Source organism: Rhodospirillum centenum SW, from assembly GCF_000016185.1.
Taxonomy (GTDB): Bacteria; Pseudomonadota; Alphaproteobacteria; order Azospirillales; family Azospirillaceae; genus Rhodocista; species Rhodocista centena.
This window is the reverse complement of record NC_011420.2, coordinates 4123837-4149942: the sequence shown is the minus strand read 5'-3', so window position 1 is coordinate 4149942 and position 26106 is coordinate 4123837. Positions and strand designations below refer to the sequence as shown.

Here is a 26106-nt window from a genome sequence, read left to right as displayed (position 1 = left end):
CATGATCCCGATGAAAAAACCCCCGCCCGGTGAGGGCGGGGGTTTTTCCGGAGACCGACCCAGGACCGGACCGGAGCCCGTGGCTCAGCTCGCCTCGGCCTGCTTCTCGGCGCGCTTGCGGTCGTTCGGATCGAGCAGCTTCTTGCGCAGGCGGATGGACTTCGGCGTCACCTCCACCAGCTCGTCATCCTCGATGTAGCTGAGCGCCTTCTCCAGCGACATGTTGATCGGCGGGGTCAGGCGCACGGCCTCGTCCTTCGAGGTGGTGCGGATGTTGGTGAGCTGCTTGCCCTTCAGCACATTGACTTCCAGGTCGTTGCCGCGGGTGTGCTCGCCCACGATCATGCCGCGGTACACCTTCCAGCCCGGCTCGATCATCATCGGGCCGCGGTCCTCCAGGTTCCACAGCGCATAGGCCACCGCCTCGCCGTCGGAGTTGGCGATCAGAACGCCGTTGCGCCGGCCCTGGATCGGCCCCTTGTACGGGGCATAGCCGTGGAACAGGCGGTTCATCACGCCGGTGCCGCGGGTGTCGGTCAGGAATTCCCCCTGATAGCCGATCAGGCCGCGCGAGGGGACGTGGAAGACCAGCCGGACCTTGTTGCCGCCGGACGGACGCATCTCCAGCATCTCGCCCTTGCGCTCGTTCAGCTTGTTGACGACGACGCCCGAGTATTCCTCGTCCACGTCGATCACCACCTCCTCGATCGGCTCCAGCCGCTGGCCGGTGGCGGGATCGGGCTTGAACAGCACACGCGGACGGCTGATGGACAGCTCGTAGCCTTCGCGGCGCATCGTCTCGATCAGGATGCCGAGCTGAAGCTCGCCGCGGCCCGCCACCTCATAGGCGTCGGTGTTCTCCGTCTCGCGGATGCGCAGGGCGACGTTGCCCTCCGCCTCGCGCATCAGGCGGTCACGGATCATGCGGCTGGTGACCTTGTCGCCCTCGCGGCCCGCCAGCGGGCTGTCGTTGACGCCGAAGGTCATGGCCAGGGTCGGCGGGTCGATCGGCTGTGCCGGCAGCGCCTCTTCGACGGAGGTGTCGCAGATGGTGTCGGCCACGGTCGCCTTGGTCAGGCCGGCGAGCGCCACGATGTCGCCCGCCTCCGCCTCGTCGATGCCGACGCGCTCCAGCCCGCGGAAGGCCAGAACCTTGGAGACGCGGCCGGCCTCGATCAGCTTGCCATCGCGGGTCAGCGCCTTGATCGCCATGTTCGGGCGGACCTTGCCCGACTGGATGCGGCCCGTCAGCAGGCGGCCGAGATAGGGGTTCGCCTCCAGCGTCGTCGCCAGCATGGTGAAGGGCGCGTCGGCCACCACCTTGGGCGCCGGGACATGGCGGCGGACCAGATCGAACAGGGGCTTCAGGTCCTTGCGCTCGTCGTCCAGGTGCTCGATCGCCCAGCCGTTGCGGCCGGAGGCGAACAGGGTCGGGAAGTCGAGCTGTTCGTCATTGGCGTCCAGGGCGGCGAACAGATCGAAGATCTCATTGTGGACCTCGTCCGGGCGGGCGTCGGGACGGTCCACCTTGTTGATGACCACCATGGGACGCAGGCCGAGCTTCAGCGCCTTGCCCAGCACGAACTTGGTCTGCGGCAGGGGACCTTCCGCCGCATCGACGAGCAGGCAGACACCGTCCACCATGTTCAGGATGCGTTCGACCTCGCCGCCGAAATCGGCGTGGCCCGGCGTGTCCACGATGTTGATGCGGGTGCCGTCCCAGACGACGCTGGTGCACTTCGCCAGGATGGTGATGCCGCGCTCGCGTTCCAGGTCGTTGGAGTCCATGGCCCGTTCCGCGACCTGCTGGTGCTCGCGGAAGGAGCCGGACTGCTTGAGAAGCATGTCCACCAGCGTCGTCTTGCCGTGGTCGACGTGCGCGATGATGGCGATATTGCGCAGTTCCATGGGGTCCGTCCCGAAGCAGGGCGCGGCGGCGGTCCCCGGCCGGGACGGCAGCGGCGCACGAAAAATGCCCGGCTCCATGCATCAGGCAGGGGCCGGGCGGTGTCGGGCGGATATATAGCGGCCTGAGCCCGTTTCGGGAAGCGCAAACCCCGGCATGGGTGCCCTGTCCGGGCCGTGGGCGCGCCCGGCGATGTCGGGATGGGGGCGGAAATCGGCTCTGGCGGCCCGGGCACGGGACCGCTACATCAGGGGCATGTCCGAGACGATCCCCGCCGCACCCGCCGCCGACACGCCCGTTTCCGCCCCCGACTCCGGCCATGCCGCCGGCGCGACCGGGAGCGCGGCCGGCAGCACGCTGCCCACGCGCCGGCCGCTGCCGCCGCTCCTCCGCCTGCTGCTGGAGGCGGGGCCGCTGGCCGTGTTCTTCGTCGTCAACAATCTCCAGGGCATCATGGCGGGCACGGCGGTCTTCATGGCCGCCACCGCCACGGCGCTGGCCGTGAACTGGCACCTGGAGCGGCGGCTGCCGGTGATGCCGGTGGTGGGCTGCTTCTTCGTCATGCTGTTCGGCGGTCTGACCCTGTGGCTGCACGACGACCTGTTCATCAAGATCAAGCCCACGGTGGTGAACCTGCTGTTCGCCGCCACCCTGTTCGCCGGTCTGGCGCTGCGCCGGAACCTGCTGAAGCTGGTGCTGGGCACGGTGATGGAGCTGACGGACCGCGGCTGGCGCATCCTGACGGTGCGCTGGGCCTGGTTCTTCCTGCTGCTGGCCGGCCTGAACGAGGTGGTCTGGCGCACCCTGGGCACGGACGACTGGGTGACCTTCAAGGTGTTCGGCATCCTGCCGCTGACGCTGGTCTTCAGCGCGGCGCAGATCCCGGTCCTCCTGAAGCATCAGGTGCCGGAGGCAGCGGAACCCCCGGCCGGGGAGAAGGACCGGGCGCCATGAGTTTCCGGGGCCGCGTCGTCTGGATCACGGGCGCCTCCTCCGGCATCGGGGAGGCGCTGGCCAAGGCGTTCGCGGCCCGCGGGGCGAGGCTGGTGCTCTCCGCCCGCCGGCAGGCGGAGCTGGAGCGGGTGCGCGCGGCCTGCGGCGGGGCCGAGGTCGCGCTGTTGCCGATGGACGTGGCCGCGCTGGCGGAGGCCCCGGAGAAGGCACGGGACGCGGTTGCCGCCTTCGGGCGCGTGGACCTGCTGGTCAACAATGCCGGCATCAGCCAGCGCAGTCTGGCGAAGGACACGGCGCTGGAGGTGGACCAGCGCATCATGCAGGTGAACTTCTTCGGCAGCGTCGCCGTGACCAAGGCCCTGCTGCCGCACCTGCTGGAGCAGGGCGACGGCCGCATCGTCGTCATCACCAGCGTGGTCGGCAAGCTGGGCACGCCGCTGCGCTCGACCTACGCCGCCAGCAAGCACGCGCTGCACGGCTTCTTCGACAGCCTGCGGGCGGAGCTGGCGGGCACGGGCGTCGGCGTCACCCTGGTGATGCCGGGCTTCATCCGCACCGCCGTCTCGCAGAACGCGCTGACCGGCGACGGCACGCCCCAGGGCAGCATGGACGCCATGCTGGCCGCGGGCCTGGATCCGGACATCTGTGCCGCCCGCATCCTGGACGCCCTGGCCGCCGGCCGGGACGAGGTCTATGTCGGCGGCAGGCGCGAGGCGGCGGCCCTGGCGCTCAAGCGCTTCTTCCCCGGCCTGTTCGCCCGCGCCATCGCCCGCGCCAGGGTGCGCTGACCCCTCCCGCGCCGGACGCCCCCGTTACCGGACCGCGACGGCGCATTGCCGCGCGGTAAAGCCGGGTAACGCGGGGGTAACGGCAGTTGCGCGACGACGGCGGCCCCGTATCCTCCCTTCCCGTGCGCCCTGAAGGATCAGTCCGGGCGCGAGACCCGAGGAGACACGGATGCCCGCCCCGACCGACCGACCGACCGCCGTTCTCGCCCGACAGACCGCCCGGACGCCGGCCGACCGCCTGACGCTCGGCCTGCTGCCGCTGCTCGGCGCCCTGCTGTTCCTGACCGGCTGCGCCATCGAGGTGAACGGGGAGACGGATGAGTGGCGCGACGGGGCCTACCGGCCGCGCTCGGCCACCGACATCTGCCGCCGCGAGGTCTACCGCAGCTACGACGACGATTACCGGATCGCCTTCGAGCTGCCGGAGATGCGGACGGAAGCGGCGAAGCAGACGGTGACGCAGACCTTCACCCTGACGCCCAAGCGCGGCCGCGACGGCCAGGAGACCCGGACCATCCGCTGCACGGTCACCGACGGCGCGCTGACGGACGTGGCGACGGTGCGCTGAGCCGGCCCGGCAGCTCCCTGCCCGGTAATGCAGAAGGGCGGGCCCCTCGGGGTCCGCCCTTCATCGTCTCCGTCCCATGGCCGCCGGGGCGGTCCGGGGATCAGCTCCGCCGTTCGACCAGCAGCTTCTTGATCTCGGCGATCGCCTTGGCCGGGTTCAGACCCTTGGGGCAGGTCTGGGTGCAGCTCATGATGGTGTGGCAGCGGTAGAGCCGGAACGGGTCCTCCAGATTGTCGAGGCGCTCGCCCGTCATCTCATCGCGGCTGTCGGCGATGAAGCGGTAGGCCTGCAACAGCACCGCCGGACCGAGATAGCGATCCCCGTTCCACCAGTAGCTGGGGCAGGCGGTGGTGCAGCAGAAGCAGAGGATGCACTCGTAGAGGCCGTTCAGCTTCTCGCGCTCCTCCGGGCTCTGCAGACGCTCGCGCGAGGGCGCCGGGCTCTGCGTCTGCAGCCACGGCTTCACCGAAGCGAGCTGGGCGTAGTTCTGCGACAGGTCCGGCACCAGATCCTTCACCACCGGCTGGTGCGGCAGCGGGTAGATCTTGACGTCGCCCTTCACCTCGTCGATCGGCTTCAGGCAGGCCAGCGTGTTGCGCCCGTCGATGTTCATCGCGCAGGAGCCGCAGATGCCCTCGCGGCAGGACCGGCGGAAGGTCAGCGTGCTGTCCACATCGTTCTTGATGTGGTTGAGCGCGTCCAGGACCATCGGCCCGCACTTGTCGAGGTCGATCTCGAAGACGTCCTCCCGCGGGTTCTCGCCGGAGTCCGGATCGTAGCGGTAGATGCGGAAGCGGCGGGTCCGCTTCGCCTCCTTGGAAGCGGACCGGACGGTCTTTCCGGACTTGACCCGGGAATTGGCAGGAAGGGTGAATTCGACCATTGTCGTTCCGTCCTCAGACTGGCGGCGTCCGGTGCTGCCGGCGTTCCATTTCGTCGTGCCGCCCGGGCGGGCGGTGGGTGACAGGCGGTTCGCAAGGGAGGGGCGCCGGCGACGGCGCCCCCGTTTCTCAGTACCCTGGCCCTCAGTACACCCGCGCCTTGGGCGGGAAGGCCTGGACCTCGTTGGTCAGGGTGTTCATGTGGACCGGGCGGTAGTCCAGGGCGACGTCGCCGTCCGGCTTCACCCACACGACCGTGTGCTTCATCCAGGTCTCGTCGTCGCGCTCGGGGAAGTCCTCGCGGGCGTGGGCGCCGCGGCTCTCCTGGCGGTTGGCGGCCGAGGTGATGGTGGCGACGGCCTGGTACATCAGGTTGTCCAGCTCCAGCGCCTCCACCAGATCGGAGTTCCAGATCAGGGAACGGTCGCTGACGCCGATGAAGGGCCGCTTCTCCCAGGCCTTGCGCATCAGTTCCACGCCCTCCTCCAGCACCTCGCCGGTGCGGAAGACGGCGCAGTTGTTCTGCATGACCTTCTGCATCTCCAGCCGCAGGTGCGCCACGCGCACCTCGCCCTTGGCGTTGCGGTGGCGGTCCAGCCGCTCCAGCGCGTGATCGACGCTGCTGGCCGGCAGGTCCTTGTGCGGCGCGCCGGGCGTCACGATCTCCGCCGCGCGGATGGCGGCGGCGCGGCCGAACACCACGAGATCGAGCAGCGAGTTGGAGCCCAGGCGGTTGGCGCCGTGGACGGAGACGCAGGCCGCCTCCCCGATCGCCATCAGGCCGGGAACGACGCGGTCCGGATCGTCGCCGTGGGGGGCGACCACCTCCGCCTTATAGTTGGTCGGGATGCCGCCCATGTTGTAGTGGACGGTCGGCAGCACCGGGATCGGCTCCTTCGTCACGTCCACGCCGGCGAAGATCTTCGCCGTCTCGGCGATGCCGGGCAGGCGTTCGTGGATGATCGCCGGGTCCAGGTGCTCCAGGTGCAGGTGGATGTGGTCGGCATGCTCGCCGACGCCGCGCCCCTCGCGGATCTCGATGGTCATGGAGCGGCTGACCACGTCGCGGCTGGCGAGGTCCTTGGCCGAGGGCGCGTAACGCTCCATGAAGCGCTCGCCCTTGGCGTTGGTCAGATAGCCGCCCTCGCCGCGGACGCCCTCGGTGATCAGGCAGCCTGCGCCATAGACGCCGGTCGGGTGGAACTGCACGAACTCCATGTCCTGCAACGGCAGGCCGGCGCGCAACGCCATGCCGCCGCCGTCGCCGGTGGAGGTGTGGGCCGAGGTGCAGGAGAAGTAGGCGCGGCCGTAGCCACCCGTCGCCAGCACCGTCTGGTGCGCGCGGAAGCGGTGGATCGTGCCGTCGTCCAGGTTCCAGGCGAGCACGCCGCGGCAGACGCCCTCATCGTCCATGATGAGGTCGAGGGCGAAGTACTCGACGAAGAACTCCGCCTGATGCTTCAGCGACTGCTGGTAGAGCGTGTGCAGGATGGCATGGCCGGTGCGGTCGGCGGCGGCGCAGGTACGGTAGGCGCGCCCCTCCCCGTAACGGGTGGTCATGCCGCCGAAGGCGCGCTGGTAGATCTTGCCCTCCGCCGTGCGGGAGAAGGGCACGCCGTAATGCTCCAGCTCGATGATGGCCGGGATCGCCTCGCGGCACATGTACTCGATCGCATCCTGGTCGCCCAGCCAGTCCGACCCCTTCACGGTGTCGTACATGTGGTAGCGCCAGTCGTCCTCGCCCATGTTGCCCAGCGCCGCCGAGATGCCGCCCTGCGCCGCCACGGTGTGGCTGCGGGTCGGGAACACCTTGGTGATGCAGGCCGTCTTCAGCCCCTTCTCGGCCATGCCGAAGGTGGCGCGCAGGCCGGCGCCGCCGGCGCCCACGACGACGACGTCGTAGTAGTGGTCGGTGATCGGGTAGGCGGTTGCCATGTCGTGGACCTTCAGGCGAGAGCGATCTTGAGGACGGCGAAGGCGCTGGCGACCGCCAGCAGCAGGCAGCCACCCTTGATCAGGGCGGCGGCCAGGGTCTTCACCAGCTTGGCCTGGACGTAGTCCTCCAGCACTTCCATCATGCCGTAGGCGGCATGGTAGAAGATGGCGCCGATCGTCAGCAGCATCAGGACGGCGTTCAACGGCCGTTGCAGGAAGGCCACCACTTCGGCATGGCCGGCTCCGGCAAGCGGGATCAGCGACACCAGGAGCCAGAGCAGCAGCGGCACGTTGGCCGCGGCCAGCATCCGGTAGCCGAACCAATGGGCGGAACCGGAACGGGCGGAACCGAGGCCCCGGACGCGCCCCAGCGGGGTGCGGAAACCGGCATCGGGCTGGTTGGCGGACATGGGTTTCAGTCCTCTCACATGACGGAGAAGGCGACGATCGCCGTGGCGACCGTCAGGCCGATGGAGCCGCCCCAGACGAGGTAGCCACCGCGGTAGACAGGCCCCAGTTCCAGGCCGTAGCCGGCATCCCAGAGCAGGTGCCGCACACCGTTCATGGCGTGGTACCAGAACGCCCAGACCCAGCCGAGCAGGCACAGCAGCCCCAGGGGCGAGCCGGCGACCGCCTGCACCGTGGCAAAGGCCTCCGGTCCCGTCGCTGCGGCGATCAGCCACCAGGCCAGCAGCAGCGTGCCGGCGGCCAGCCCCACCCCGGTGACGCGGTGGGTGATGGAGGCGATCGCCGGAAGCGGCAGCCGGTAGACCTGGAGATGGGGGGACAGCGGCCGGGGGCGCCCCGACGTGGGCGTGGTGGCCGCGGATTGCTCGGTCATGGGTGGCGATCCTCGGGTTCCGGGTGCGTCCGGCTCTGTCGGTCCGGATTGGCCGGCGGGAAGGCCACGCTCCCTGTCGGCCCGGAGAGGCCATGGGGAACGGGCTCCGCCGGCGGTGGGCAGGCAGTGCAAGTCCTTGTGTTGATTACCCGACCCGTCCGAGGTTCGTCAACGCCGCCGGCATGGCCCCGCAACAGAGTTGCCCGACCAAAGGGTTAGGCTGCATGACCGTTGCCCGGGCACCGCCCCCCGGCTACCCTGGGTGCTTGCCCTTCCCCTCCTGCACCCCGGGGACCGCCGTGGCCGCCCCTGACCGAACCGCGCTGCTGGCCGACACCGCGCTGCTGGAAGACCTGGGCCTGACCGCGTGGCCGGCCCTGAAGACGGTCCACCATGACGGCTGGCTGCTGCGCTTCTCCGGCGGACATACGGGCCGGGCCAATTCGGTGACCGTGATCGCGCCCGGCGTGCTGCCGCTGGCGGAGAAGATCGCCTTCGCTGCGGCGCAATACCGCGCCCACGGCCTGACGCCGCTGTTCCGCACGACGCCGCTGTGCCCCGACGGGCTGGAGAAGGCGCTCACGGGGGCGGGATTCGCCAGACAGGGCGACAATGCCGTGCAGGTGCTGGACGCCCTGCCGGCCGAGCTGCCGGCCGCGACCGCCATCGCGCCGCTGCTGGAGGAGGGCTGGCTGCGGGCCTGGCTGGCGATGGTGCCGGTGCCGGAAAGGGAACTGCCCTTCCTGCGCGCCATCCTGGCGGCGATCCCGATGCCCTGCCTCTATGCCACGGCCTGGGAGAAGGGGCAGGCGGCCGCGGTCGCGCTGGGCGTGGTGGACCGCGGCCGGGTCGGGGTGTTCAAGGTGGCGACGCGGCCGGACCTGCGTGGCCGCGGCCATGGCGGCCGCGCGGTGCGGGCCGTGCTGGCCGCCGCCCGCCGGGAGGGGGCGCGGGGCGCCTACCTCCAGGTCGGGTGCGACAACGCCCCGGCCAACCGCCTCTATGCCCGCCTCGGCTTCAGCAATGCCTATGGCTACAGCTACTGGCGGCCGGCCGCCGTTGTCCCGGCGGAAGGCTAGAACGCCCCCCGCAGCAGCACGCGGAAGTCGCGGCCGGGCTGCGGCACGCGGTCCTTCAGGAAGGAGGTGGAGAGCCGGACCTCCTCGTCCGTCAGGTTGCGGGCCTCCAGCAGCAGGCTGATGTCGCGGTCCGCGAACGGATGCCAGTCCAGCGAGGCGTTCAGGACGGTATAGCCGTCCGTCGGCACCTCGAAGGAGGCCGTGCGGTCCTGGTCGTCGGCCCAGACCACTTCCGCCCGGGCGGCGAAGACGGGCGTCTCATAGGAGACGCCGCCGCGGAGCTGGAGCGGCGGGATACGCGGCAGGGGTTCGTCCAGATCCTTGTTCCGGGTCCGGACATATTCGGCGGAGGCGTCCAGCAGCACGGCCTGGTCGCCGCTGCGCCAGACCGCCGTGCCCAGTTCGACCTCGAACCCCCAGAAGCGGGCGTCGGCGGCAGAATACTGCGCCACCGGCAGCCCGTCCTCCTCCGCCCCGGTGAAGGCCTCGTAGATGAAGCCGTCGAAGTCGGTGCGGTAGATGTTGATGGCGCCGGTGACGGGACCGCCGGTCTTCTTCAGGGTCGCCTCGACACCCACGGCCGTCTCTTCGTCCAGGGTGCGGTCGCCGACCTCGTAGATGCCGGTGGCGAGGTGCGGCCCGTCGGACAGCAGTTCCTCCGCGTTCGGTGCCCGCTCGGTGCGGGACAGGCTGGCGCCCAGCAGCCAGCCGTCCGCGAAACGGTAGGCCGCCCCGCCGGAAAGGCTGAGGCCGGTGAAGTCGCGGTCGAAGCCGATGCCGGACGCCTCGACCGACTGCCGCTCGATGCGCGCACCGGCCTCCAGAGCCCAGGGACCGATGTCCAGCCGCTGCGCCGTGAACAGGCCGTACTGTTCGGTCACGCTGGGCGGCACGAAGGCCTCCTCGCCATCGGCGCGGAAATCGCGGCGCAGGGCCTGGACACCGGACGCGCCGTCCAGGCTGCCACCCAGCACCCCCTGGATCGGCCGCTGCACCAGTTCCACCCGGCCTTCCCAGCCCTTGTTCTTGAAGACGGTGCCGACCTCGTCGCCTTCCAGCTCCGTGTGCTTGTAGTCGGCCCAGCCGAACCGCAGCCGAGCGCTGTCGAAGACCAGGAAGTCGCGGTCGATCTCCCCGATCACGTCCAGGCGGGTCTGTTCCAGATCGATATGGACATTCTCTTCCTCGCCATGATCGTGACCATGGTCGTGATCATGATCGTGGTCCTCCCCTTCGGCGTGCCCGTGGGAATGCCCGCCGGGAATGCCGTACCGGGAGTCGGTGCGGCCGACACTGGCGCCCAGGAAGCCCCAGTCGCCGACGGCGCTCAGGCCCAGGGTGCCGCCCTTCTGCTCCAGATCGCTGTTGTCCACGGTCCCGACCGGACCCTGGTCGATCTCGTGGTCGTGGCCGGCATGCTCCGCCGCCTCCTCGGCCCGCCGCGCGGCGGACCAGGCATGGCCGTCCACCTCGAAGTCGTCGGCCTTGCGGTAGTAGCCGTCGGCATGCAGCACCAGGGTGTCGCCCAGCGCCTGGTCCACGCCCGCGGCGGCCAGACGCTCATTGGCGTTGCTGCCATAGCCCAGCCGGGCCAGGGCCGACGTCCCGCCCTCGGGCCGCGCCATCGGGACGCGGCCGTCCAGCACGTTGACGACACCGCCGATGGCGTTGGAGCCGTAGAGCAGGGCCGCCGGCCCGCGCACCACCTCGACCCGCTGCGCCGTGGCGAGATCGACGGCCGGGGCATGGTCCGGGCTGGTGCTGGAGGCGTCGATGGTGCCGATGCCACCGACCAGCACGCGCACGCGGTCACCGCCCAGGCCGCGGATCACGGGCCGGGACGCGCCCTGGCCGAAGGCGGTCTGGCTGACACCCGGCAGCCGGTCCAGCGTCTCGCCGATCGAGGCGGACAAGGCCCGCTCCAGCGCCTCACCGGCCAGCACGGACGTGCCTTGCAGCACGTCGAAACGCCGCTGGCCGAAGGGCGAGGCGGTGATGACGATCTCCTCGATCCCTGTCCGCCCGTGCGGATCGGGCTCGGCCGTCTGCGCCTGCGCGACGCCTGGTACCAGCACGCCCCCGCCCAGCGCCGCGACCGTCGCGGCTGCCCATGCGACCTTCATCGGGAACTCCCCTCGCAGAACGGGCCCGCCAGCCGGCGGCCCGGTACGTGATGTTATAACGTATCGCTTCTTGGCAGGAAGACGGGCGCGCGTCAACGCTCCAGCGAAGACCAGGCGGGAACAGCGGGAGCACGGGGGCGGTGGCACGAATGCCACGGCGGCCGGTCAGTCCTGGCGGACGCCCTGAAGGCTGGCGCCGTCGAGAACCGCACCGTCCAGCCGGGCGCCGCGCAGGTCGGCCTGGCGCAGGTCCGCCTCGGCCAGAAGGGCGCCGCGCAGGTCCGCGTTACGCAGATTGGCCCCGGCCAGCCGGGCGCGGTTGAGCCGGGTCGGCCAGCGCCGGTCGGGAGCCCCCAGCCCGACCAGGACACCCAGGTTGGCACCCTGAAGGTCGGCCCCGGCCAGATGTGCCCGCTCCAGGTTGGCGCCGCGCAGGTCGGCTCCGACAAGCGTGGCGGAGTGCAGGTCGGCGCAGGAGAGGTCGGCCATCACGAGATTGACCCCGGTCAGCAGGGTGCGCCGGGCCAGCACGCAGGAGAGGTTCGCCGCGGTCAGGGTAACGTGGCGCAGATCCTTGGCAGAGATGTCCCAGCCGGTCAGGTCGGCCCGCCGCCCCTCCCGGCCGGCGGTGTGGACCCAGGCGGCATGCTGATCCAGAACGTCGAACAGAACCTCCGCCGCCTCCCCCCCGCCGGGCAGCAGGGCGCCACGGACCCGCAGGTCGGCGGTCCCGCGCGGGTCGAGGATGGCGCCGCGGAAGTTGGCCCCCGCCGCCTGCACGTCGCGCAACTGCGCGTCGGTCAGCACGGCACCGGCAAAGTCCGCCTCCTGGACCTGGGCGCCCTGAAGGTTGGCCCCCTCCAGGTTGGCGCCCCGGAAATTGGCGCCGCGCAGATCGGCGTCGCGCAGATCGACCCGCGCGAGATTGGCGTCGGTGAAGTCCGCCCGCAGGACGACCGCACCGTTCATCCGGACCTCGCTGAAGTCCGCCTTGGCGGCGATCAGGCCGGTGAGGTTCGGGATGCGCCCGTCGAAGGTCTGCGGCAGCGGCCGGCCGCCGCGGTAGACGGCCAGCACCGCCTCCCGCACGTCCGCCTCGCGCAGGCGGGCGCCCGACAGGTCGGCCCCGCGCAGGATGATGCCGCGCATGTCGGCGCGGCTGAGATCGGCCTGTTGCAGGTTCGTCAGCCGCAGATCCGCGGCGAACAGGTTGGCGCCCTTGAGCCGGGTCCGGGCCAGCAGCGCCCGGTCGAAGCGGGAGCCCGTCAGGTCCGCGTCGGAGAGGTTGACACCGGAGAGCGGCATCTCCGACAGGTCGCACAGGACGAAGATGGCGCGCTGGCCGCCGGGCCGCCCTTCCAGCAGCTTCTGATGCCGTGCGACGGCCTGAAGCACCTCCGGCAGGGAGGGCCGCCGCCAGATCGTGGACTCGTCGCCACCCTCGCAGACGTGCATGGACGGAACCGGCCTTCACGGGACGCAAGGTGCGCCCGGAGAGCGCATTAGACCGGCACGGCCCCGCCGTTGGGAAGCGGGAAGTTTAGCAAAATGCGATCCGTCCGCCCGGCGGCGACAGGCGACGGACCTGTCGCGTCAGCCGGTGAACCTGCGGCAGTTCGATACCATGGTGGTATAGAGCGTGCGGATCAGGTCGGACGGGCGCAGCCGGCCGAAGGGGATGTTCTCGACCGCGTACTCCACCAGCGGCTCGGGCGGGCGCAGGGGCACCACCTCGTACCCCGCCCGACGCAGCCCCTCGACAACCGCCTCGGCCTGCTTGACGTAGTTCTCGTTGAACAGGGTGCGGTCCGCGCGCTTGATCGACTGGGCAATGGTTTCAACGATGGACGTCACCGGACCGCATCCCTTCTCAGCTCATGTCCCGGCCGGCACCCCGGCCCGCCGCAGTTCCCCCTCCAGCCGGCCGGACAGGAAGAGGAAGAACATGCGGAAGTCGCTGACCAGAGACCACAGCGGATAGGTGAAGGTCGCCGGCCGGTTCCGCTCCACCGTGGCATGGGACAGCCAGGCGAAGAAGTAACCGCACAGGGGCAGACCGAGCAACCAGAGCGGCCGCGCAGCCGCCAGCGCATAGAGGACACAGGCCAGCCCCAGGGCCGTGCCGACATAGTGGAAGGCGCGGGTCGCCGGTCGGCTGTGTTCGCGCAGGTAGAAGGGCCAGAAGTCGGTGTAGGTCGTGTAGAGGCGTTCAGCCATGGACGCATTCCTCCCGCCGCCTGAGCGCGGACGTCGGATTCTTGTCAAGACGACGCCCGATGGATAAGTCAGGATGCAACCCGCGGCTTGTCAAGCCACGGACTGTTTCAGTCGAAACCGTCAGCAGGGAACGGGAAGATGGGCTACAAGGTCGCCGTCGTGGGCGCCACCGGCAATGTCGGGCGCGAAATGCTGCAAATCCTGGCGGAGCGCAGCTTCCCTGCCGACGAGGTGGTGGCGCTGGCGTCCGAGCGCTCCGTCGGGCAGGTCGTCTCCTTCGGGGAGGATGACGAGCTACGGGTCCAGGACCTGTCGCGGTTCGACTTCAAGGGCATCGACATCGTGCTGTCCTCGCCGGGGGCGAAGGTATCGGCTGCCTTCGCGCCGCGTGCCGCCGAAGCGGGGGCCGTGGTGATCGACAACACCAGCCAGTTCCGCATGGACCCCGACGTGCCGCTGGTCGTGCCGGAAGTGAACCCCGGCGCCATCGCCGGCTGGTGCAAGAAGGGCATCATCGCCAACCCGAACTGCTCCACCATCCAGATGGTGGTGGCGCTGAAGCCGCTGCACGATCTGGCGACGATCCGGCGCGTCGTGGTGGCGACCTACCAGTCCGTCTCCGGCGCCGGCAAGGACGCCATGGACGAGCTGTTCACCCAGACCCGCGCCATCTACGTCAACGATCCGGTGGAGCGGAAGAAGTTCACCAAGCAGATCGCCTTCAACGTCATCCCGCACATCGACTCCTTCATGGACGACGGCGCCACCAAGGAAGAGTGGAAGATGGTGGTGGAGACGAAGAAGATCCTGGACCCGAAGATCAAGGTCACCGCCACCTGCGTGCGCGTGCCGGTCTTCATCGGCCATTCCGAGGTGGTGAACGTCGAGTTCGAGCGCCCGATCACGGTGGAGGAGGCCCGCCGCGCCCTGCGCGCCGCCCCTGGCGTCTCCGTCATCGACCACCGCGTGGACGAGGGATATGTCACCCCGGTCGAGGTGGCGGGGGAGGACAATGTCTTCGTCAGCCGCCTGCGCGAGGACATCACCGTGGAGAACGGCCTGTCCATGTGGATCGTCGGCGACAATCTGCGCAAGGGCGCCGCGCTGAACGCGGTCCAGATCGCCGAGACGATGATCCGCGACGGCCATCTCTGACCGTCCGCTGCGCGGACACATCCAGAACGGCGGCCCCCAGGGCGGCGGCCCCCAGAGCCGCCGTTCCGTTCCGGGAGGGGCGGATCAGCCGCGCAGTTCCACCAGCAGATCGCAGGTGGGCGTGCCCAGCCCGCGGCTGAAGAAGCGCACGATCATGCCGGTGGCATCCTTGACCGGCAGTGTGGTGGACTGGCCCGGCGCCATCTCCAGCCGCCGGCCGGTGGTGGCCAGGGCTGATTCGGTCAGGCTGTATTCCAGCACGCAGCGCCGGTTGCCCTCGTTGTGGAAGACGGCCTCGCCGGGGCCGGCGATACGGAACTCGTAAGAGCGGCCACGCTCGAAATCGACCCGGCCGCGGCAGGGATTCTCCCGCCCGACCTCGCAGCCGAACTCCCCCGTCGGACCCGCGGGCGCATCCCCGGCCTGGGCCCCTCCCTGGGCCCCTCCCTGGGCCGCAGCCGGCAGGGCGGGCAGCGCAAGGAGCAGGACGAGCGGCAGGAAGGCGGTGCGGACCATGGGACGACTCCGGAAACCATGCTGCCGACGGGGGTAGCGCGGGGACGGGGCGGTGACAAGCGAAAGCGACTGCGGCGGCCCCGCGCGGCGACCACGCGGCTGCGGCGGTCAGCGCACCTTCTCGGGCGTGAACAGACAGCGCGGACGCACCAGTTCCTCCTGCGCGGCGATGAGCTGCAACTCCCGCCGGCCGGCCGCGGCCGTGGCGGTGAAGACGGCATAGATGGCGGAAGCGGCATGGCCCAGCGCCTCGGCCGGGGAGCCCGTCTCCAGCAGCTTCGCCAGGAACAGCGCGGCGGTGGCGTCGCCCGCCCCGTTCGCCGGCGGGCTGAGGTCGAGCCGCGGGGTGGCGACGATCCAGGCGCCGTCCGGCGTGTCCAGCAGCATCTCGATCCGGTCGGCCGGCGCGTCCCGCCGGGCGAGGCTGGTGACCAGCGCCAGCCGCGGCCCCAGGGCGCGGACCGCGGCCGTCGCCTCCAGCGCGCCGGCAAGGTCGTCCACGGCGCGGCCGGAGAGGTATTCCAGCTCGAACTGGTTGGGGGTGATGACATCCGCCAGCGGCACCGCCCGGTCCCGGAAGAACTCCGGGATTCCCGGACGGACGAAGAAGCCGCGCCCGACATCGCCCATCACCGGGTCGCAGCACCAGACGGCCCGCCTGTTCAGCGCCTTGACCCGGACCACCGCGTCCAGCACGACGGCCCCCAGGGCGGCGTCGCCCATGTAGCCGGTCAGCACCGCGTCGCAGCCGGCAAGCCCGCCGCGAGCCTCCACCCCCGCCAGGATCTCCGCCACATGGTCGGGCGGAAAGACGGTGCCGGTCCAGGCACCGTAGCCGGTGTGGTTGGAGAACTGCACCGTGTTCACGGCGATGGCCTCGCAGCCCAGCCGTTCCAGGGGGAAGACGGCGGCACGGTTGCCCACGTGGCCGAAGGCGACGTGGGACTGGATGGTCAGGATGGTCTTCATCGCGGTCCGGGTCAGGCTTTCCTGATCCGACCCTAGCGCCTAGGATGCCGGCCGAGAACCCTGGTCCCGGGAGATCCGCCATGCATGACCGCCCCCGCCGCTCCGTCCTCTACATGCCCGGTGCGAACGCCCGGGCGCTGGAGAAGGCCCGGACGCTGCCCGCGGACGGGCTGATCCTGGACCTGGAGGACGCGGTGACCCCGGAAGCCAAGGCACAGGCGCGCGAGCAGGTCGTCGCCGCGGCGCAGGCGGGCGGCTACGGCCGACGCGAGGTGGTGGTGCGGGTCAACGGGCTGGACACGCCCTGGGGCCATGCCGACCTGACCGCCGCCGCGACCTGCGGGGCCGACGCCGTGCTGCTGCCGAAGGTGGAGACGGCGGAGGCGCTGCGCCAGGCGGAGCGGGTGCTGGCCGCCGCCGGGGCGCCGGAGAGCCTCGCCCTGTGGGCGATGGTGGAGACGCCGCGCGGTGTCCTGACCGTGGCCGAGGTCGCCGCCGGCTCCCGCCGCCTCGCCTGCCTGGTGATGGGCACCTCCGATCTGGCGAAGGACCTGCGCTGCGCCCACACGCCCGACCGCCTGCCCTTCCTGGCGAGCTTCGGACTCGTGCTGCTGGCCGGCCGGGCGAACGGGCTGGCCGTGCTGGACGGGGTGCATCTGGACCTGGACGACGCCGACGGGCTGGCGGCCGCCTGCCGGCAGGGGCGGGACCTGGGCTTCGACGGCAAGACCCTGATCCATCCCAACCAGATCGAAGCGGCGAACCGGGCCTTCGCCCCGACGCCCGACGAGGTCGCCCGCGCCCGCCGTCTGATCGCCGCCCATGCCGAGGCGACCGCCGCCGGCAAGGGCATCACGGTGGTGGACGGCAAGCTGGTCGAGGCGCTGCATGTGGAGCAGGCCCGCCGGCTGGTCGCGCTGGCGGAGGCCGTGGGTATCGCGGGCTGACGTCCCCCGTCAGCGCGGGGCCGCGGGGGGCGGCGGAAGTCCCCCGCCCGCGTCGGAGAGCCGCGCCAGCGCCTGGGCGAAGGCGGCGGCAGAAACGGCGGCATTGTAGCCGGCGTTCGTGACGGCGACCTGCACCGCCACCACGGCCAGGTCGTCGCCGCTGCCGCTGAGGATGGCGGAGCCGCTGTCCCCCGGCACGGCGTCGCAGTCGTGCAGCCAGAGGTCCGGGTCGGCCCGCCCCTGCGCCGTGGCGATTCCGCTGCCGATCCCGGTCAGGCCGCAGCCGGCGGCCCGCATCGGCAGGTGCGCCCGGTCCTGGCCGTAGCCGATGCGCGACAGGGTGTGCCGGCCCAGCGCCGCCTCCACCGCCGCGGGGGAGAGCGGGCGCACCGGCACCGGCCGCAGCGCCACCGGAGCATCCAGCACCAGCAACGCCCAGTCGTGGGTGACCGTGGCGAGGCTGGCACCGCGCCCGGGCCGGTAGCCCGGCCCCACCTCATAGGACACGCCGCGGGCATGTACCGCGAACTCCCCGCGCCGGTAACCCGCCACGAAATGGAGGGTGTGGGCCGGCACGAACAGCCGCGTTCGGGGATGCAGCAGGCAGTGCGCCGCCGTCAGCACCAGCCGCGGCGCCACCAGCGTGCCGGTGCAGAAGCCGCCCGCCTCCCGGTTCACCCGGCCGATCGCGGTGTAGGGCCAGACGTCGGGCTCGAACGGCCGGCGGTCGTCCGCCCCGATGATGCCCGGCAGCGCCGGCCGCTGCGGGGCGGTCTGGGACAGCGCCGGCCACGGCGTCAGCATCGCGGCCAGAAGCGGGAGGAGGAGAAACCGGAGCGTCCGCATGGACGCCACCATAGCCCCGGCCGGCCGGCCACGGCCACCCCCGCGGTCTTCACATCCCGCTTGACCGGACCGTGCCGGAATGAGAGGGGACGAAGGAGAAGAAAAGGAAAGAAGAGGAGGACGACGTGCCTGGCACGGTCGAACATGGAAAGATCGAGAGTTTCCAGGATGCTGACGCGGCGCTGCGCCGCGTCGCCGAGCTGTACGACATCGCCGCGGGCCATCTGCGCGACCGATTCGCCGCCTTCGCCGGCGGCGCCGACCTGGGCGGGCGGGTGCGGGCCTGCTATCCCTTCGTACAGATCCGCGTCCAGCACGAGCCCCGGGTGGACAGCCGTCTCTCCTTCGGGTTCGTCGCGGCCCCGGGCCTCTACCGCACGACGCTGACCCGGCCGGACATCTTCGGCCACTATTACCGCGAGCAGTTCCGGCAGCTCCTGAAGAACCACGCCGCACCGCTGGAGGTCGGGGTCTCCGATGTCCCCATCCCGATCCAGTTCGCCTTTCCGGAAGGCATGCATGTGGAGGGCAACCTGGATCCCGAGCGGCTGCACCAGCTCCGGGAGTTCTTCGACCTGCCCGACCTGTCGCTGATGGACGACAGCATCGTCAACGGCACGCATGTGACCCCGCCGGGCGAGCCGGAGCCGCTGGCCCTGTTCACGGCGCCACGGGTGGACTACAGCCTGCACCGGCTGAAGCACTACACGGCGACCAGCCCGGACCATGTGCAGAACTACGTGCTGTTCACGAACTACCAGTTCTACATCGACGAGTTCGTGCGCCGCGGGCACGAGATCATGCAGCCCGCCGACGATCCGGCGGTGGCCGAATACCGCCGGCAGTATGTCGCCTTCGTCGAACCGGGCGACCGCATCACCTGGAACCAGGCGGTGCATCCCGGCCGGGAGCCGGAGGGCGAGCGGGCAGCGCGGCTGCCGCAGATGCCGGCCTACCACCTGAAGCGGGCGGACGGGAACGGCATCACCATCGTCAACATCGGCGTCGGCCCCTCCAACGCCAAGACGATCAGCGACCACATCGCCGTGCTGCGCCCGCATGTCTGGCTGATGCTGGGCCACTGCGCCGGCCTGCGCGACACCCAGCGGCTGGGCGACTACGTGCTGGCGCACGGCTATGTCCGCGAGGACAAGGTGCTGGACGCCGACCTGCCGACCTGGGTTCCGGTGCCGCCGCTGGCCGAGGTGCAGGTGGCGCTGGAAGGGGCGGTGGCCCGCATCACCGGGCTGGAAGGCTATGACCTGAAGGCGATCATGCGGACGGGGACCGTCGCCACCATCGACAACCGCAACTGGGAGCTGCGCGACTACCGCGAGCCGGTGCAGCGCTTCAGCCAGTCCCGCGCCATCGCGCTGGACATGGAGAGCGCCACCGTCGCCGCCAACGGCTTCCGTTTCCGGGTGCCCTACGGCACGCTGCTGTGCGTCTCCGACAAGCCGCTGCACGGCGAGCTGAAGCTGCCGGGCATGGCCAACCGGTTCTACCGCGAGCGGGTGGACCAGCACCTGGCCATCGGCATGCTGGCGCTGGAGATCATGCGCGACTACGGGCTGGAGAAGCTGCACAGCCGCAAGCTGCGCAGCTTCGTCGAGGCGGCGTTCCAGTAGACGCGGGCCCCGGCCGGGAGGCCGCTCATCCGGTTTTTCGCCCCATTTCGCCGGACAGAGTGTCCTCCCGCCGCCCGCGACCGTTATGTCCGACATGATGCCACCCCCGACGGCCCGACAGGCCGGCTTCCCCATCCGTTTCCTGCCCCTGCTGGTGCTGTTGGCGCTGCCGGTCCTGCTGACGCAGCCGAAGGCCGCCAGGGCGCAGGAGACCCCCTACACCGTCGAGCTGACCGGGCTGGACGGAACCGGCGATGTGCGCGGGCTGCTGGAGGAGGTGTCCCGGCTGGTCGCCCTGCGCGACCAGCCGCCCCCCTCCCCCATCGGCCTGCGTCGGCGGGCCGAGGCGGACCGTGACCGGCTGGCCGCCGCGCTGCGGTCGGAGGGATATTTCGCCGCCGTGCTGGACATCGACGTGGACACCGGCGCCAGCCCGGCTACGGTCACGGTCCGGGTCCGGCCGGGGCAGCGTTACACCATCGGCACCGTCTCCGTCCGGACGACATCGGGAGAGGTGCTGCCGGGCGGCGCGATCGCGCCCGGGGACGTGGGGCTGCCCCCCGGTTCCCCCGCCCGCGGCGCCGCCGTGATGGACGCGGAGGACCGGCTGCGCGCCCGGCTGGCGGCGGAGGGCTATGCCTATGCCCGGGTGCTGGACCGCAGGGTGCTGGTCGATCATGCCCGCCAGGCCATGGACATCGACTTCACGGTACTGCCGGGCCCCTTGGTGCAGTTCGGAGAGGTCAGCGTCAGTGGTCTGGACACGGTGGGGGGGATCGCCGTCCGCCGACGCCTGCCCTGGAAACGGGGCGACCGCTACGACCCCGCCCTGATGGACAAGGCCCAGGAATCCCTGACGGAACTGGGCGTCTTCAACAGCGTCCGGCTGGCCTTGGGGCCGGAGCCCGCGCAGGGAACGGAAGCCCCGGTGAACGTCGTCGTGCGCGAACAGGACATGCGCTTCATCGGCTTCGGCTTCGACTATTCCACCTCGGAGGGGTTCGGCGCCAACGCCTACTGGGGTCACCGCAACCTGCTGGGCGGGGCGGAGCGGCTCCGGGTCGGCGCCGAAATCTCCGGCATCGCCCGCGATGCGAACCTGAACCCGACGGACTACGACTACAATCTGAACGTGCTCTACCGCGAGCCGGATTTTCTGAGCCGGGGCCAGTCGCTGTCCCTGTCGGGCGAGATCCTGTCGGAACGGCCCGACGCCTACCGGCGCGATGCCGTCGTGCTGTCCGCCATCGTCGAACGGCCGCTGACGGACAGCCTGACCGGCAGCCTGGGCGTGACCTTCGAACAGTCGCGCGTCGAGGACGGGCTGCGGGAGACGACGAACACCCTGGTCGGCGTGCCCGCGGCGGTGACCTGGGACCGCAGCAACGATCTGCTGAACCCCACATCCGGCTTCCGCCTGAGCGCCCTGGTGACGCCCTATGTCGTCCCCTTCGGGGACAGCGACAACTTCACCGTCAGCCGGCTGACCGGCAGCACCTACTGGGACCTGACCGGCAGCGGCGACTACGTGGCCGCGGGGCGCCTCTCCTACGGCAGCATCTTCGGCTCGACGCTGGCGGGGGTGCCCGCCGACAAGCGGTTCTATGCCGGCGGCGGCGGCTCGATCCGCGGCTACGGCTACCAGGAGGTCGGCCCGAAGGCCCCCGACGGCGACCCGCTGGGCGGCAAGTCGCTGATCGAGGCGAGTGTCGAACTGCGCATCAAGGTGACCGACAGCATCGGCATCGTGCCCTTCGTGGATGCCGGCAACGTCTATGACGAGACCTTCCCCGATTTCGGGGAGGAGCTGCGCTGGGGCGCCGGCATCGGTGCCCGCTACTACACCGGGATCGGCCCGATCCGGGTGGACTTCGCCGTTCCGCTGAACAAGCAGGAGGGCGATTCCAGTTTCCAGTTCTATGTCAGCATCGGACAGGCGTTCTGACGCCGCCGGGGGCCGGTCCGGACGCGGCATCCCGCCGGGTCCGTGTGAAATGAAAGAAGAAGGCGGGGAAGCCGGATGCATCCTGCACTGCGTTGGACCCTCTGGATCGTCGGAACCCTTCTGGGGCTGGTCGTCCTGGCCGTGGCCGGGGCGCTGGTCTGGCTGTCCACGCCCGGCGGACGGGAGACGGTGCTGGCGCAGGTGGAACCGCTGGTCCCCGGGTTGGAGATCGAGGGAGCGGAAGGCGGCCTGTTCGACCTGGGCGTCGCCCGGCTGACCCTGGCCGACCGCGAGGGTGTCTGGCTGACGGTGGAGGGGGCGCGGCTGGACTGGTCGCCGCTGGATCTGCTGACCGGCACCGTGCAGGTGGACGCGCTGACGGCGGGCCGTGTCGCGGTGGCCCGCGCCCCCGTGTCCGATCCCGACCCGGAACCGGAGACCGACGCCGGCCCCTTCTCCCTGCCGGTGGCGGTGGACGTGGACCGGCTGGCGTTGGAGCGGGTCGAACTGGGGGCGGCCCTGCTGGGCGGCACCCCTGCCCTGCTGACGGCCGGAGGCCAAGGCAGTCTGCCCGCCGGCCGGCTGGGCGGCAGCGTGGATCTGCGCGTCGAGCGCATCGATGAGAGCCCCGGCACCGCTGCCCTGCGCGCGACCTACGTCCCGGGAACGAGCCTGGATCTGGATCTGCGGCTGGCCGAACCGGCCGGCGGTGTGCTGGCCCGGCTGCTGGAGATCCCCGGCCGACCGCCGGTGGACGTGGCCGTCACCGGCGAAGGCCCCCTGACCGACTGGACCGGACGCCTGGAGGCCAGCGCCGGCGATGTCGCCAGCGCGACCGGGGAGGCCCGCATCCGCCCGACCGGCGATGCCTTCGCCTTCGGCCTGGACCTGTCCGGCAACGTGGCAGCCCTGGCGCCGGACACGGTCGGCGCCCTGCTGGGCCGCACGGTCACGGTGGCCGCGGGCGGCCTGCTGCGGCCCGGCGAGCGGATCGCCCTGGACGGCTTCACCGTCACCACCGCCGCCGGAACGCTGGCCGGCCAGGGCGTCTACGACATCGCGTCGGACGCGCTCAACGCCGGCCTGATCTTCAGTGCCGGAGCGGAGTCGGCCCTGCATACGGTGCTGACGGAGCCGGTCTTCGGCAACGCCCAGCTCGCCGCCCGGATCGAAGGGCCGGCTGCCGGCCCCGCCATCGTCGCCAGACTGACCGCCGACGACCCCGCCTGGGGCCAGTTCGGTGCGGAGACGCTGGTGCTGGACGCCACCGTGGAGCCGCAGGACGGCTTCGACCGGCTGGCGGTGACGGCGACGGCCATGCTCCAGGGCGCCACGGCAGGGGATGCGCGGCTGGCCCCCCTGCTGGCCCCGCGCACCATCCTGTCGGCCGGCGGCATGGTGGAGACGGCGGAGGGGGTGGTCCGGCTGGACCGGCTGTCCCTGGATGCCCCCGCCCTGGATGCCACCGGCAGCGCCACCCTGCGCGGCTGGGGGACGGAGGCCGAGGCGGCCCTCCGGCTGACGGCGGACAGCCTGGCCCCCCTGTCGGGGCTGGCCGGCACCGACCTGTCCGGGGCGCTGGCGGCAACGGCGGGGATCACCCGCCGGAACGGCGTGCTGACGGCGGAGATCGACGCCACCGGACGGAAGCTCGCCACCGGCATCGCCGCCGCGGATGCCCTTCTGGGGCCTGAGACGAAACTGGCCGGCCGCATCGTCAGCGACGACGCGCTCCGGGTTCCCGCCCTGTCGCTGAAGACGGGCCGGCTGGCGGCTTCCGGCACCGCCCGGCTGGAGGCCGGGCGGCTGACGGCGGAGACGAAGGCGACGCTCGCCGATCTGGCGCCGCTGGGAGCGGCGCTGGGTACGCCGCTGGCGGGCTCGGTGCAGCTCACCGCCCGGATCGCGGGGCCGACGGAAGCCCTGGACCTGGAGGCGACGGGCAGCGCCGCCGACCTTGCCGTGCAGGGGCGGCGCTACGGAGAGGCCACGCTGGAGCTTTCCGCCACCGGCCTGCCCGCCGCCCCCGAGGGGACGCTGAGCGCCCGGACGCAGGTGGAAGGCGAACCGGCCCGACTGTCCGGCCGCTTCGCCCTGGCCGGGGACAGCCTGCGGCTTTCCGATCTGGACCTCCGGGTCGCGGAGAACAGCGTCACGGGCGACGTGGTGGCCGATCTTGCCGCCCGCACCGCCGACGGCACGCTCACGGCCGGCCTGCCCGACCTGTCACCGCTGGCCGCGCTGGCCGGCCAGAAGCTGTCGGGCCGGGGCGAGGGCCGCGTCGTGCTGAGCACCCGGCGCGGCGGGCAGCGGGTGGAGCTGGACGCGACCCTGCGCGAGCTGGACCGGCCCGGCGCCGGCCAGGGAGCCCGCCGGATCGCACTGTCCGGGAGCATCAGCGACGCCGTGACGAAGCCGACGCTGGACCTGCGCCTGAGCGGCAGCGGGCTGCGCGCATCCGACATGACCCTGGAACGGCTGGAGGCCACCGCCCGCGGCCCCCTGACGGCCGCCGCCCTGACGGTGGAGGCGGCGGGCCGACGGGCCGGGCAGCCCCTGACCCTGAGCGGGGCCGCGACCCTGGGGCAGGACGCGGACGCGACCCGGATCGCGCTGGAGCGCCTGTCCGCCGACCTTGGCGGCACCCCGCTGCGATTGACGAAGCCGGCGGTGCTGGCCTTCGGCGACGGGAGCCTGCGGGTGGACGGGCTGGCGCTCGCCTCCGCCGACGCCCGCATCGCGCTGGAGGCCGACCTGGGTCCACGGCGCTTCCAGGCCGACGCCCGGCTGCGCTCGGTTCCACTCGCGCTCCTGCAACTGGCCGATCCGACCCTGACCGTGGACGGCAGCCTGGACGGGACCCTGACCCTGGGCGGCAGCCCGGCCGACCCGACCGGCAACCTGCGTCTGACCATCGCCCGCTTCCGCGTCGCCCCGGCGGAGCAGACCGTGATCGCCCCCGTGGACATCCGCATCACCGGCGACTGGCGCGGCGGCCGGGCCCGGCTGACGGCGGAGACGGACAGCAAGGCCGGCACGGCCGACCTGACCGCCCGCGCCGACCTGCCGCTGGTGCTGGCGGCCGCCCCCCTGTCCTTCGCCGTACCGGCGGACCGGCCGGTCTCCGGCAGCCTGGAGGGCACCCTGGAGCTGTCGCAGCTCAACGACCTGCTGGCCGCCAGCGGCGACCGCATCGCCGGCCGGCTGACCGCCGATCTGGACCTGACGGGCACGGCGGGAGACACCGCCCTGGCCGGAACCGCCAGCATCGCCGGGGGACGCTACGAGAATCAGACGCTGGGCACCGTCGTCCAGGAGATCCAGGGCACCCTGGTCGGCGACCCGGACGGGCTGCGCGTGCGCGACCTGCAAGGCCGCACGCCCAACGGGGGCCGGATCGAGCTGAGCGGCGCCGTGCGTCTGGACCCCGCCTTCGGGGACCGCCAGATCGACCTGCGCCTGCTGGCCGACCGCGCCCGCGTGGCGCAGACCGATCTGGTCCGGGCCGATGCCGACGCCGACCTGACCCTGCGCGGCAGCTTCGTGCAGGCGCTGCTGTCGGGCGGGGTGCGTATCCGGCAGGCCAATGTGAGCATCCCCGACCGGCTGCCGCGGCAGGTGGTGGACCTGGAGATCCAGGAGGTCAACAGCCCCGGCGCGGAGGAAATAGCCCGGTCCATGCGGGTGCCCGGGCACAAGCCGCCGGGCGGCCGCAGCGCGCCGGACCGTGCCGGCCTGGACCGTCCGGCGGCACCGGCCGGCGATGCCCCGCCGCCGCCCACGGCCGTGGCCGAGACGGCGCCCGAGCCCCCTGCCCCCGACACCGGCATCCGGATCAACCTGGACCTGGACGTGCAGGCACCGAACGAGATCTACATCCAGGGCCGCGGCGTGGATGCCGAATTCAAGGCCGACCTGGACGTGCGCGGCTCCACGGACGAACCGCTGGTGGTCGGCGCCATCACGCTGCTGAAGGGACAGGCCGACGTGCTGGGCCAGACCTTCGCCCTCAGCCGCGGGGTCCTGACCTTCACCGGCGACGGTTCGCTGGAGCCGCGGCTGGACCTGGAAGCGCGCGCCGAGCGCGGCAACCTGACCGCCATCATCGCCGTCAGCGGCACCCCGTCCAAGCCGGCGGTCAAGCTGACCTCCGAACCGGCCCTGCCGGAGGACGAGGTGCTGGCCCGGCTGCTGTTCGACCGGGGCCTGGGCGACCTGTCCGCGCTGGAGGCGGTGCAGCTCGCCCAGAGCGCCGCCCAGCTCACGGGCGTTCTGGGCAGCGGCCCCGGCGTGCTGGACGATTTCCGACGCTCCCTGGGGGTGGACCGGCTGGAGCTGCGCGGCTCGGAAACCGGCGAGGGCCTGGGCACCGTGGCCGCCGGCCGCTACATCGGCGACGAGGTCTATCTCGGCGTGGAGCAGGATCTGGGCACCGGCGAGAGCCGCGCCACGGTGGAGTACGACGTCACCGAGGCGATCCGCCTGCGCGGTGAAGTCGGCCGCGAGAGCAAGGTCGGCGTCCAGTTCCAGTGGGATTACTGATCCCAGCGGGATCACCGGGCGGCCGGAGGCTGCCCCTGGGGGCCGCCGTGGGCCGGACGCAGCCCTCCCGCGACCGGGGGCAAGGCCGGCCCGCTCCGGCACCGGCATCGGATCAGCCTGTCGGACCATCCATACTGCGTGTCGGAGAACCGTCTGAGCCGGACACACCAGATGCCGGCGCCGGTTCATTCATGTCGTCTTGCCAGGGGCGGATCGTCATGTTATTTCTTATCTGCGAAGCTCCGAAGATAAAAGAAAGGGGCAGC

21 protein-coding genes are annotated in these 26106 nt (G+C 71.5%); 9 read left to right on the top strand and 12 right to left on the bottom strand.

What is annotated here, in order from left to right; translation table 11 throughout:
* Positions 1-84: 84 nt before the first annotated feature.
* The gene (gene typA, locus RC1_RS18855) at positions 85-1908 is read right to left on the bottom strand and encodes a translational GTPase TypA (RefSeq protein ID WP_012569061.1); all 1824 of its coding nucleotides are present in this window, start codon (positions 1906-1908) and stop codon (positions 85-87) included.
* A 253-nt stretch (positions 1909-2161) separates the two neighbouring features.
* Here typA and RC1_RS18850 point away from each other — a divergent pair, with 253 nt between their 5' ends.
* From RC1_RS18850 to RC1_RS18840, 3 genes are all read left to right on the top strand, one after another.
* Complete coding sequence (locus RC1_RS18850; RefSeq protein ID WP_012569060.1) at positions 2162-2860, top strand: septation protein A; 699 nt, start codon at positions 2162-2164, stop codon at positions 2858-2860.
* Positions 2857-3648 (top strand): SDR family oxidoreductase, encoded by a 792-nt coding sequence (locus tag RC1_RS18845; protein WP_012569059.1) that lies wholly within the window; start codon positions 2857-2859, stop codon positions 3646-3648. Before RC1_RS18850 ends, RC1_RS18845 begins: the two co-directional genes overlap by 4 nt.
* Before the next feature lie 169 nt (positions 3649-3817).
* Complete coding sequence (locus RC1_RS18840; RefSeq protein WP_012569058.1) at positions 3818-4216, top strand: hypothetical protein; 399 nt, start codon at positions 3818-3820, stop codon at positions 4214-4216.
* Between the two features lie 100 nt (positions 4217-4316).
* Here RC1_RS18840 and RC1_RS18835 read toward each other — a convergent pair whose 3' ends face one another.
* The 4 genes from RC1_RS18835 to sdhC form a co-directional block, all read right to left on the bottom strand.
* The gene (locus RC1_RS18835; RefSeq protein WP_012569057.1) at positions 4317-5099 is read right to left on the bottom strand and encodes a succinate dehydrogenase iron-sulfur subunit; all 783 of its coding nucleotides are present in this window, start codon (positions 5097-5099) and stop codon (positions 4317-4319) included.
* Positions 5100-5241: 142 nt separating this feature from the next.
* On the bottom strand, positions 5242-7032 hold the full coding sequence (gene sdhA / locus RC1_RS18830) for a succinate dehydrogenase flavoprotein subunit (RefSeq protein WP_012569056.1): 1791 nt from the start codon (positions 7030-7032) through the stop codon (positions 5242-5244).
* Positions 7033-7043: 11 nt separating this feature from the next.
* Positions 7044-7442, bottom strand: a complete 399-nt coding sequence (sdhD, locus tag RC1_RS18825; protein ID WP_012569055.1) for a succinate dehydrogenase, hydrophobic membrane anchor protein — start codon at positions 7440-7442, stop codon at positions 7044-7046.
* A gap of 14 nt (positions 7443-7456) precedes the next feature.
* Positions 7457-7873, bottom strand: a complete 417-nt coding sequence (gene sdhC / locus RC1_RS18820; RefSeq protein WP_012569054.1) for a succinate dehydrogenase, cytochrome b556 subunit — start codon at positions 7871-7873, stop codon at positions 7457-7459.
* 299 nt (positions 7874-8172) lie between these two features.
* On the opposite strand from sdhC, the gene RC1_RS18815 reads away from it, so the two are divergent.
* A complete protein-coding gene (locus RC1_RS18815; protein WP_012569053.1) occupies positions 8173-8952 on the top strand; it encodes a GNAT family N-acetyltransferase in 780 nt (259 codons plus the stop codon).
* Here RC1_RS18815 and RC1_RS18810 read toward each other — a convergent pair.
* The 4 genes from RC1_RS18810 to RC1_RS18795 form a co-directional block, all read right to left on the bottom strand.
* A complete protein-coding gene (locus RC1_RS18810) occupies positions 8949-11075 on the bottom strand; it encodes a TonB-dependent receptor (protein ID WP_012569052.1) in 2127 nt (708 codons plus the stop codon). The genes RC1_RS18815 and RC1_RS18810 overlap by 4 nt on opposite strands.
* A 165-nt stretch (positions 11076-11240) precedes the next feature.
* Complete coding sequence (locus tag RC1_RS18805) at positions 11241-12530, bottom strand: pentapeptide repeat-containing protein (protein ID WP_012569051.1); 1290 nt, start codon at positions 12528-12530, stop codon at positions 11241-11243.
* A gap of 138 nt (positions 12531-12668) precedes the next feature.
* Entirely contained in the window at positions 12669-12929 is a 261-nt protein-coding gene (locus RC1_RS18800; protein WP_012569050.1) for a hypothetical protein, read from the bottom strand.
* A 21-nt stretch (positions 12930-12950) separates the two neighbouring features.
* On the bottom strand, positions 12951-13292 hold the full coding sequence (locus RC1_RS18795) for an Mpo1-like protein (RefSeq protein WP_012569049.1): 342 nt from the start codon (positions 13290-13292) through the stop codon (positions 12951-12953).
* Positions 13293-13430: 138 nt separating this feature from the next.
* Between RC1_RS18795 and RC1_RS18790 the strand changes: the two genes are divergently transcribed.
* The gene (locus tag RC1_RS18790) at positions 13431-14447 is read left to right on the top strand and encodes an aspartate-semialdehyde dehydrogenase (RefSeq protein WP_012569048.1); all 1017 of its coding nucleotides are present in this window, start codon (positions 13431-13433) and stop codon (positions 14445-14447) included.
* 84 nt (positions 14448-14531) lie between these two features.
* Here the strand turns inward: RC1_RS18790 and RC1_RS18785 are convergent, their stop codons facing one another.
* Both RC1_RS18785 and pdxY read right to left on the bottom strand, forming a co-directional pair.
* Positions 14532-14963, bottom strand: coding sequence for a hypothetical protein (locus RC1_RS18785; protein ID WP_012569047.1), 432 nt, complete (start codon positions 14961-14963; stop codon positions 14532-14534).
* 108 nt (positions 14964-15071) lie between these two features.
* Positions 15072-15932: a pyridoxal kinase PdxY gene (pdxY, locus tag RC1_RS18780; protein ID WP_012569046.1), complete on the bottom strand. Its 861-nt coding sequence runs from the start codon at positions 15930-15932 to the stop codon at positions 15072-15074.
* Between the two features lie 80 nt (positions 15933-16012).
* Here pdxY and RC1_RS18775 point away from each other — a divergent pair, with 80 nt between their 5' ends.
* Positions 16013-16879, top strand: coding sequence for an HpcH/HpaI aldolase/citrate lyase family protein (locus tag RC1_RS18775; RefSeq protein ID WP_012569045.1), 867 nt, complete (start codon positions 16013-16015; stop codon positions 16877-16879).
* 9 nt (positions 16880-16888) lie between these two features.
* Here RC1_RS18775 and RC1_RS18770 read toward each other — a convergent pair whose 3' ends face one another.
* The gene (locus RC1_RS18770; RefSeq protein ID WP_012569044.1) at positions 16889-17725 is read right to left on the bottom strand and encodes a trypsin-like serine peptidase; all 837 of its coding nucleotides are present in this window, start codon (positions 17723-17725) and stop codon (positions 16889-16891) included.
* Between the two features lie 125 nt (positions 17726-17850).
* On the opposite strand from RC1_RS18770, the gene RC1_RS18765 reads away from it, so the two are divergent.
* The 3 genes from RC1_RS18765 (at position 17851) to RC1_RS18755 (ending at position 25840) form a co-directional block, all read left to right on the top strand.
* Complete coding sequence (locus RC1_RS18765; protein ID WP_012569042.1) at positions 17851-19353, top strand: AMP nucleosidase; 1503 nt, start codon at positions 17851-17853, stop codon at positions 19351-19353.
* 94 nt (positions 19354-19447) lie between these two features.
* Positions 19448-21298, top strand: a complete 1851-nt coding sequence (locus RC1_RS18760) for an autotransporter assembly complex protein TamA (RefSeq protein ID WP_234703802.1) — start codon at positions 19448-19450, stop codon at positions 21296-21298.
* Positions 21299-21373: 75 nt separating this feature from the next.
* Entirely contained in the window at positions 21374-25840 is a 4467-nt protein-coding gene (locus tag RC1_RS18755; RefSeq protein ID WP_012569040.1) for a translocation/assembly module TamB domain-containing protein, read from the top strand.
* Positions 25841-26106 lie beyond the last annotated feature (266 nt).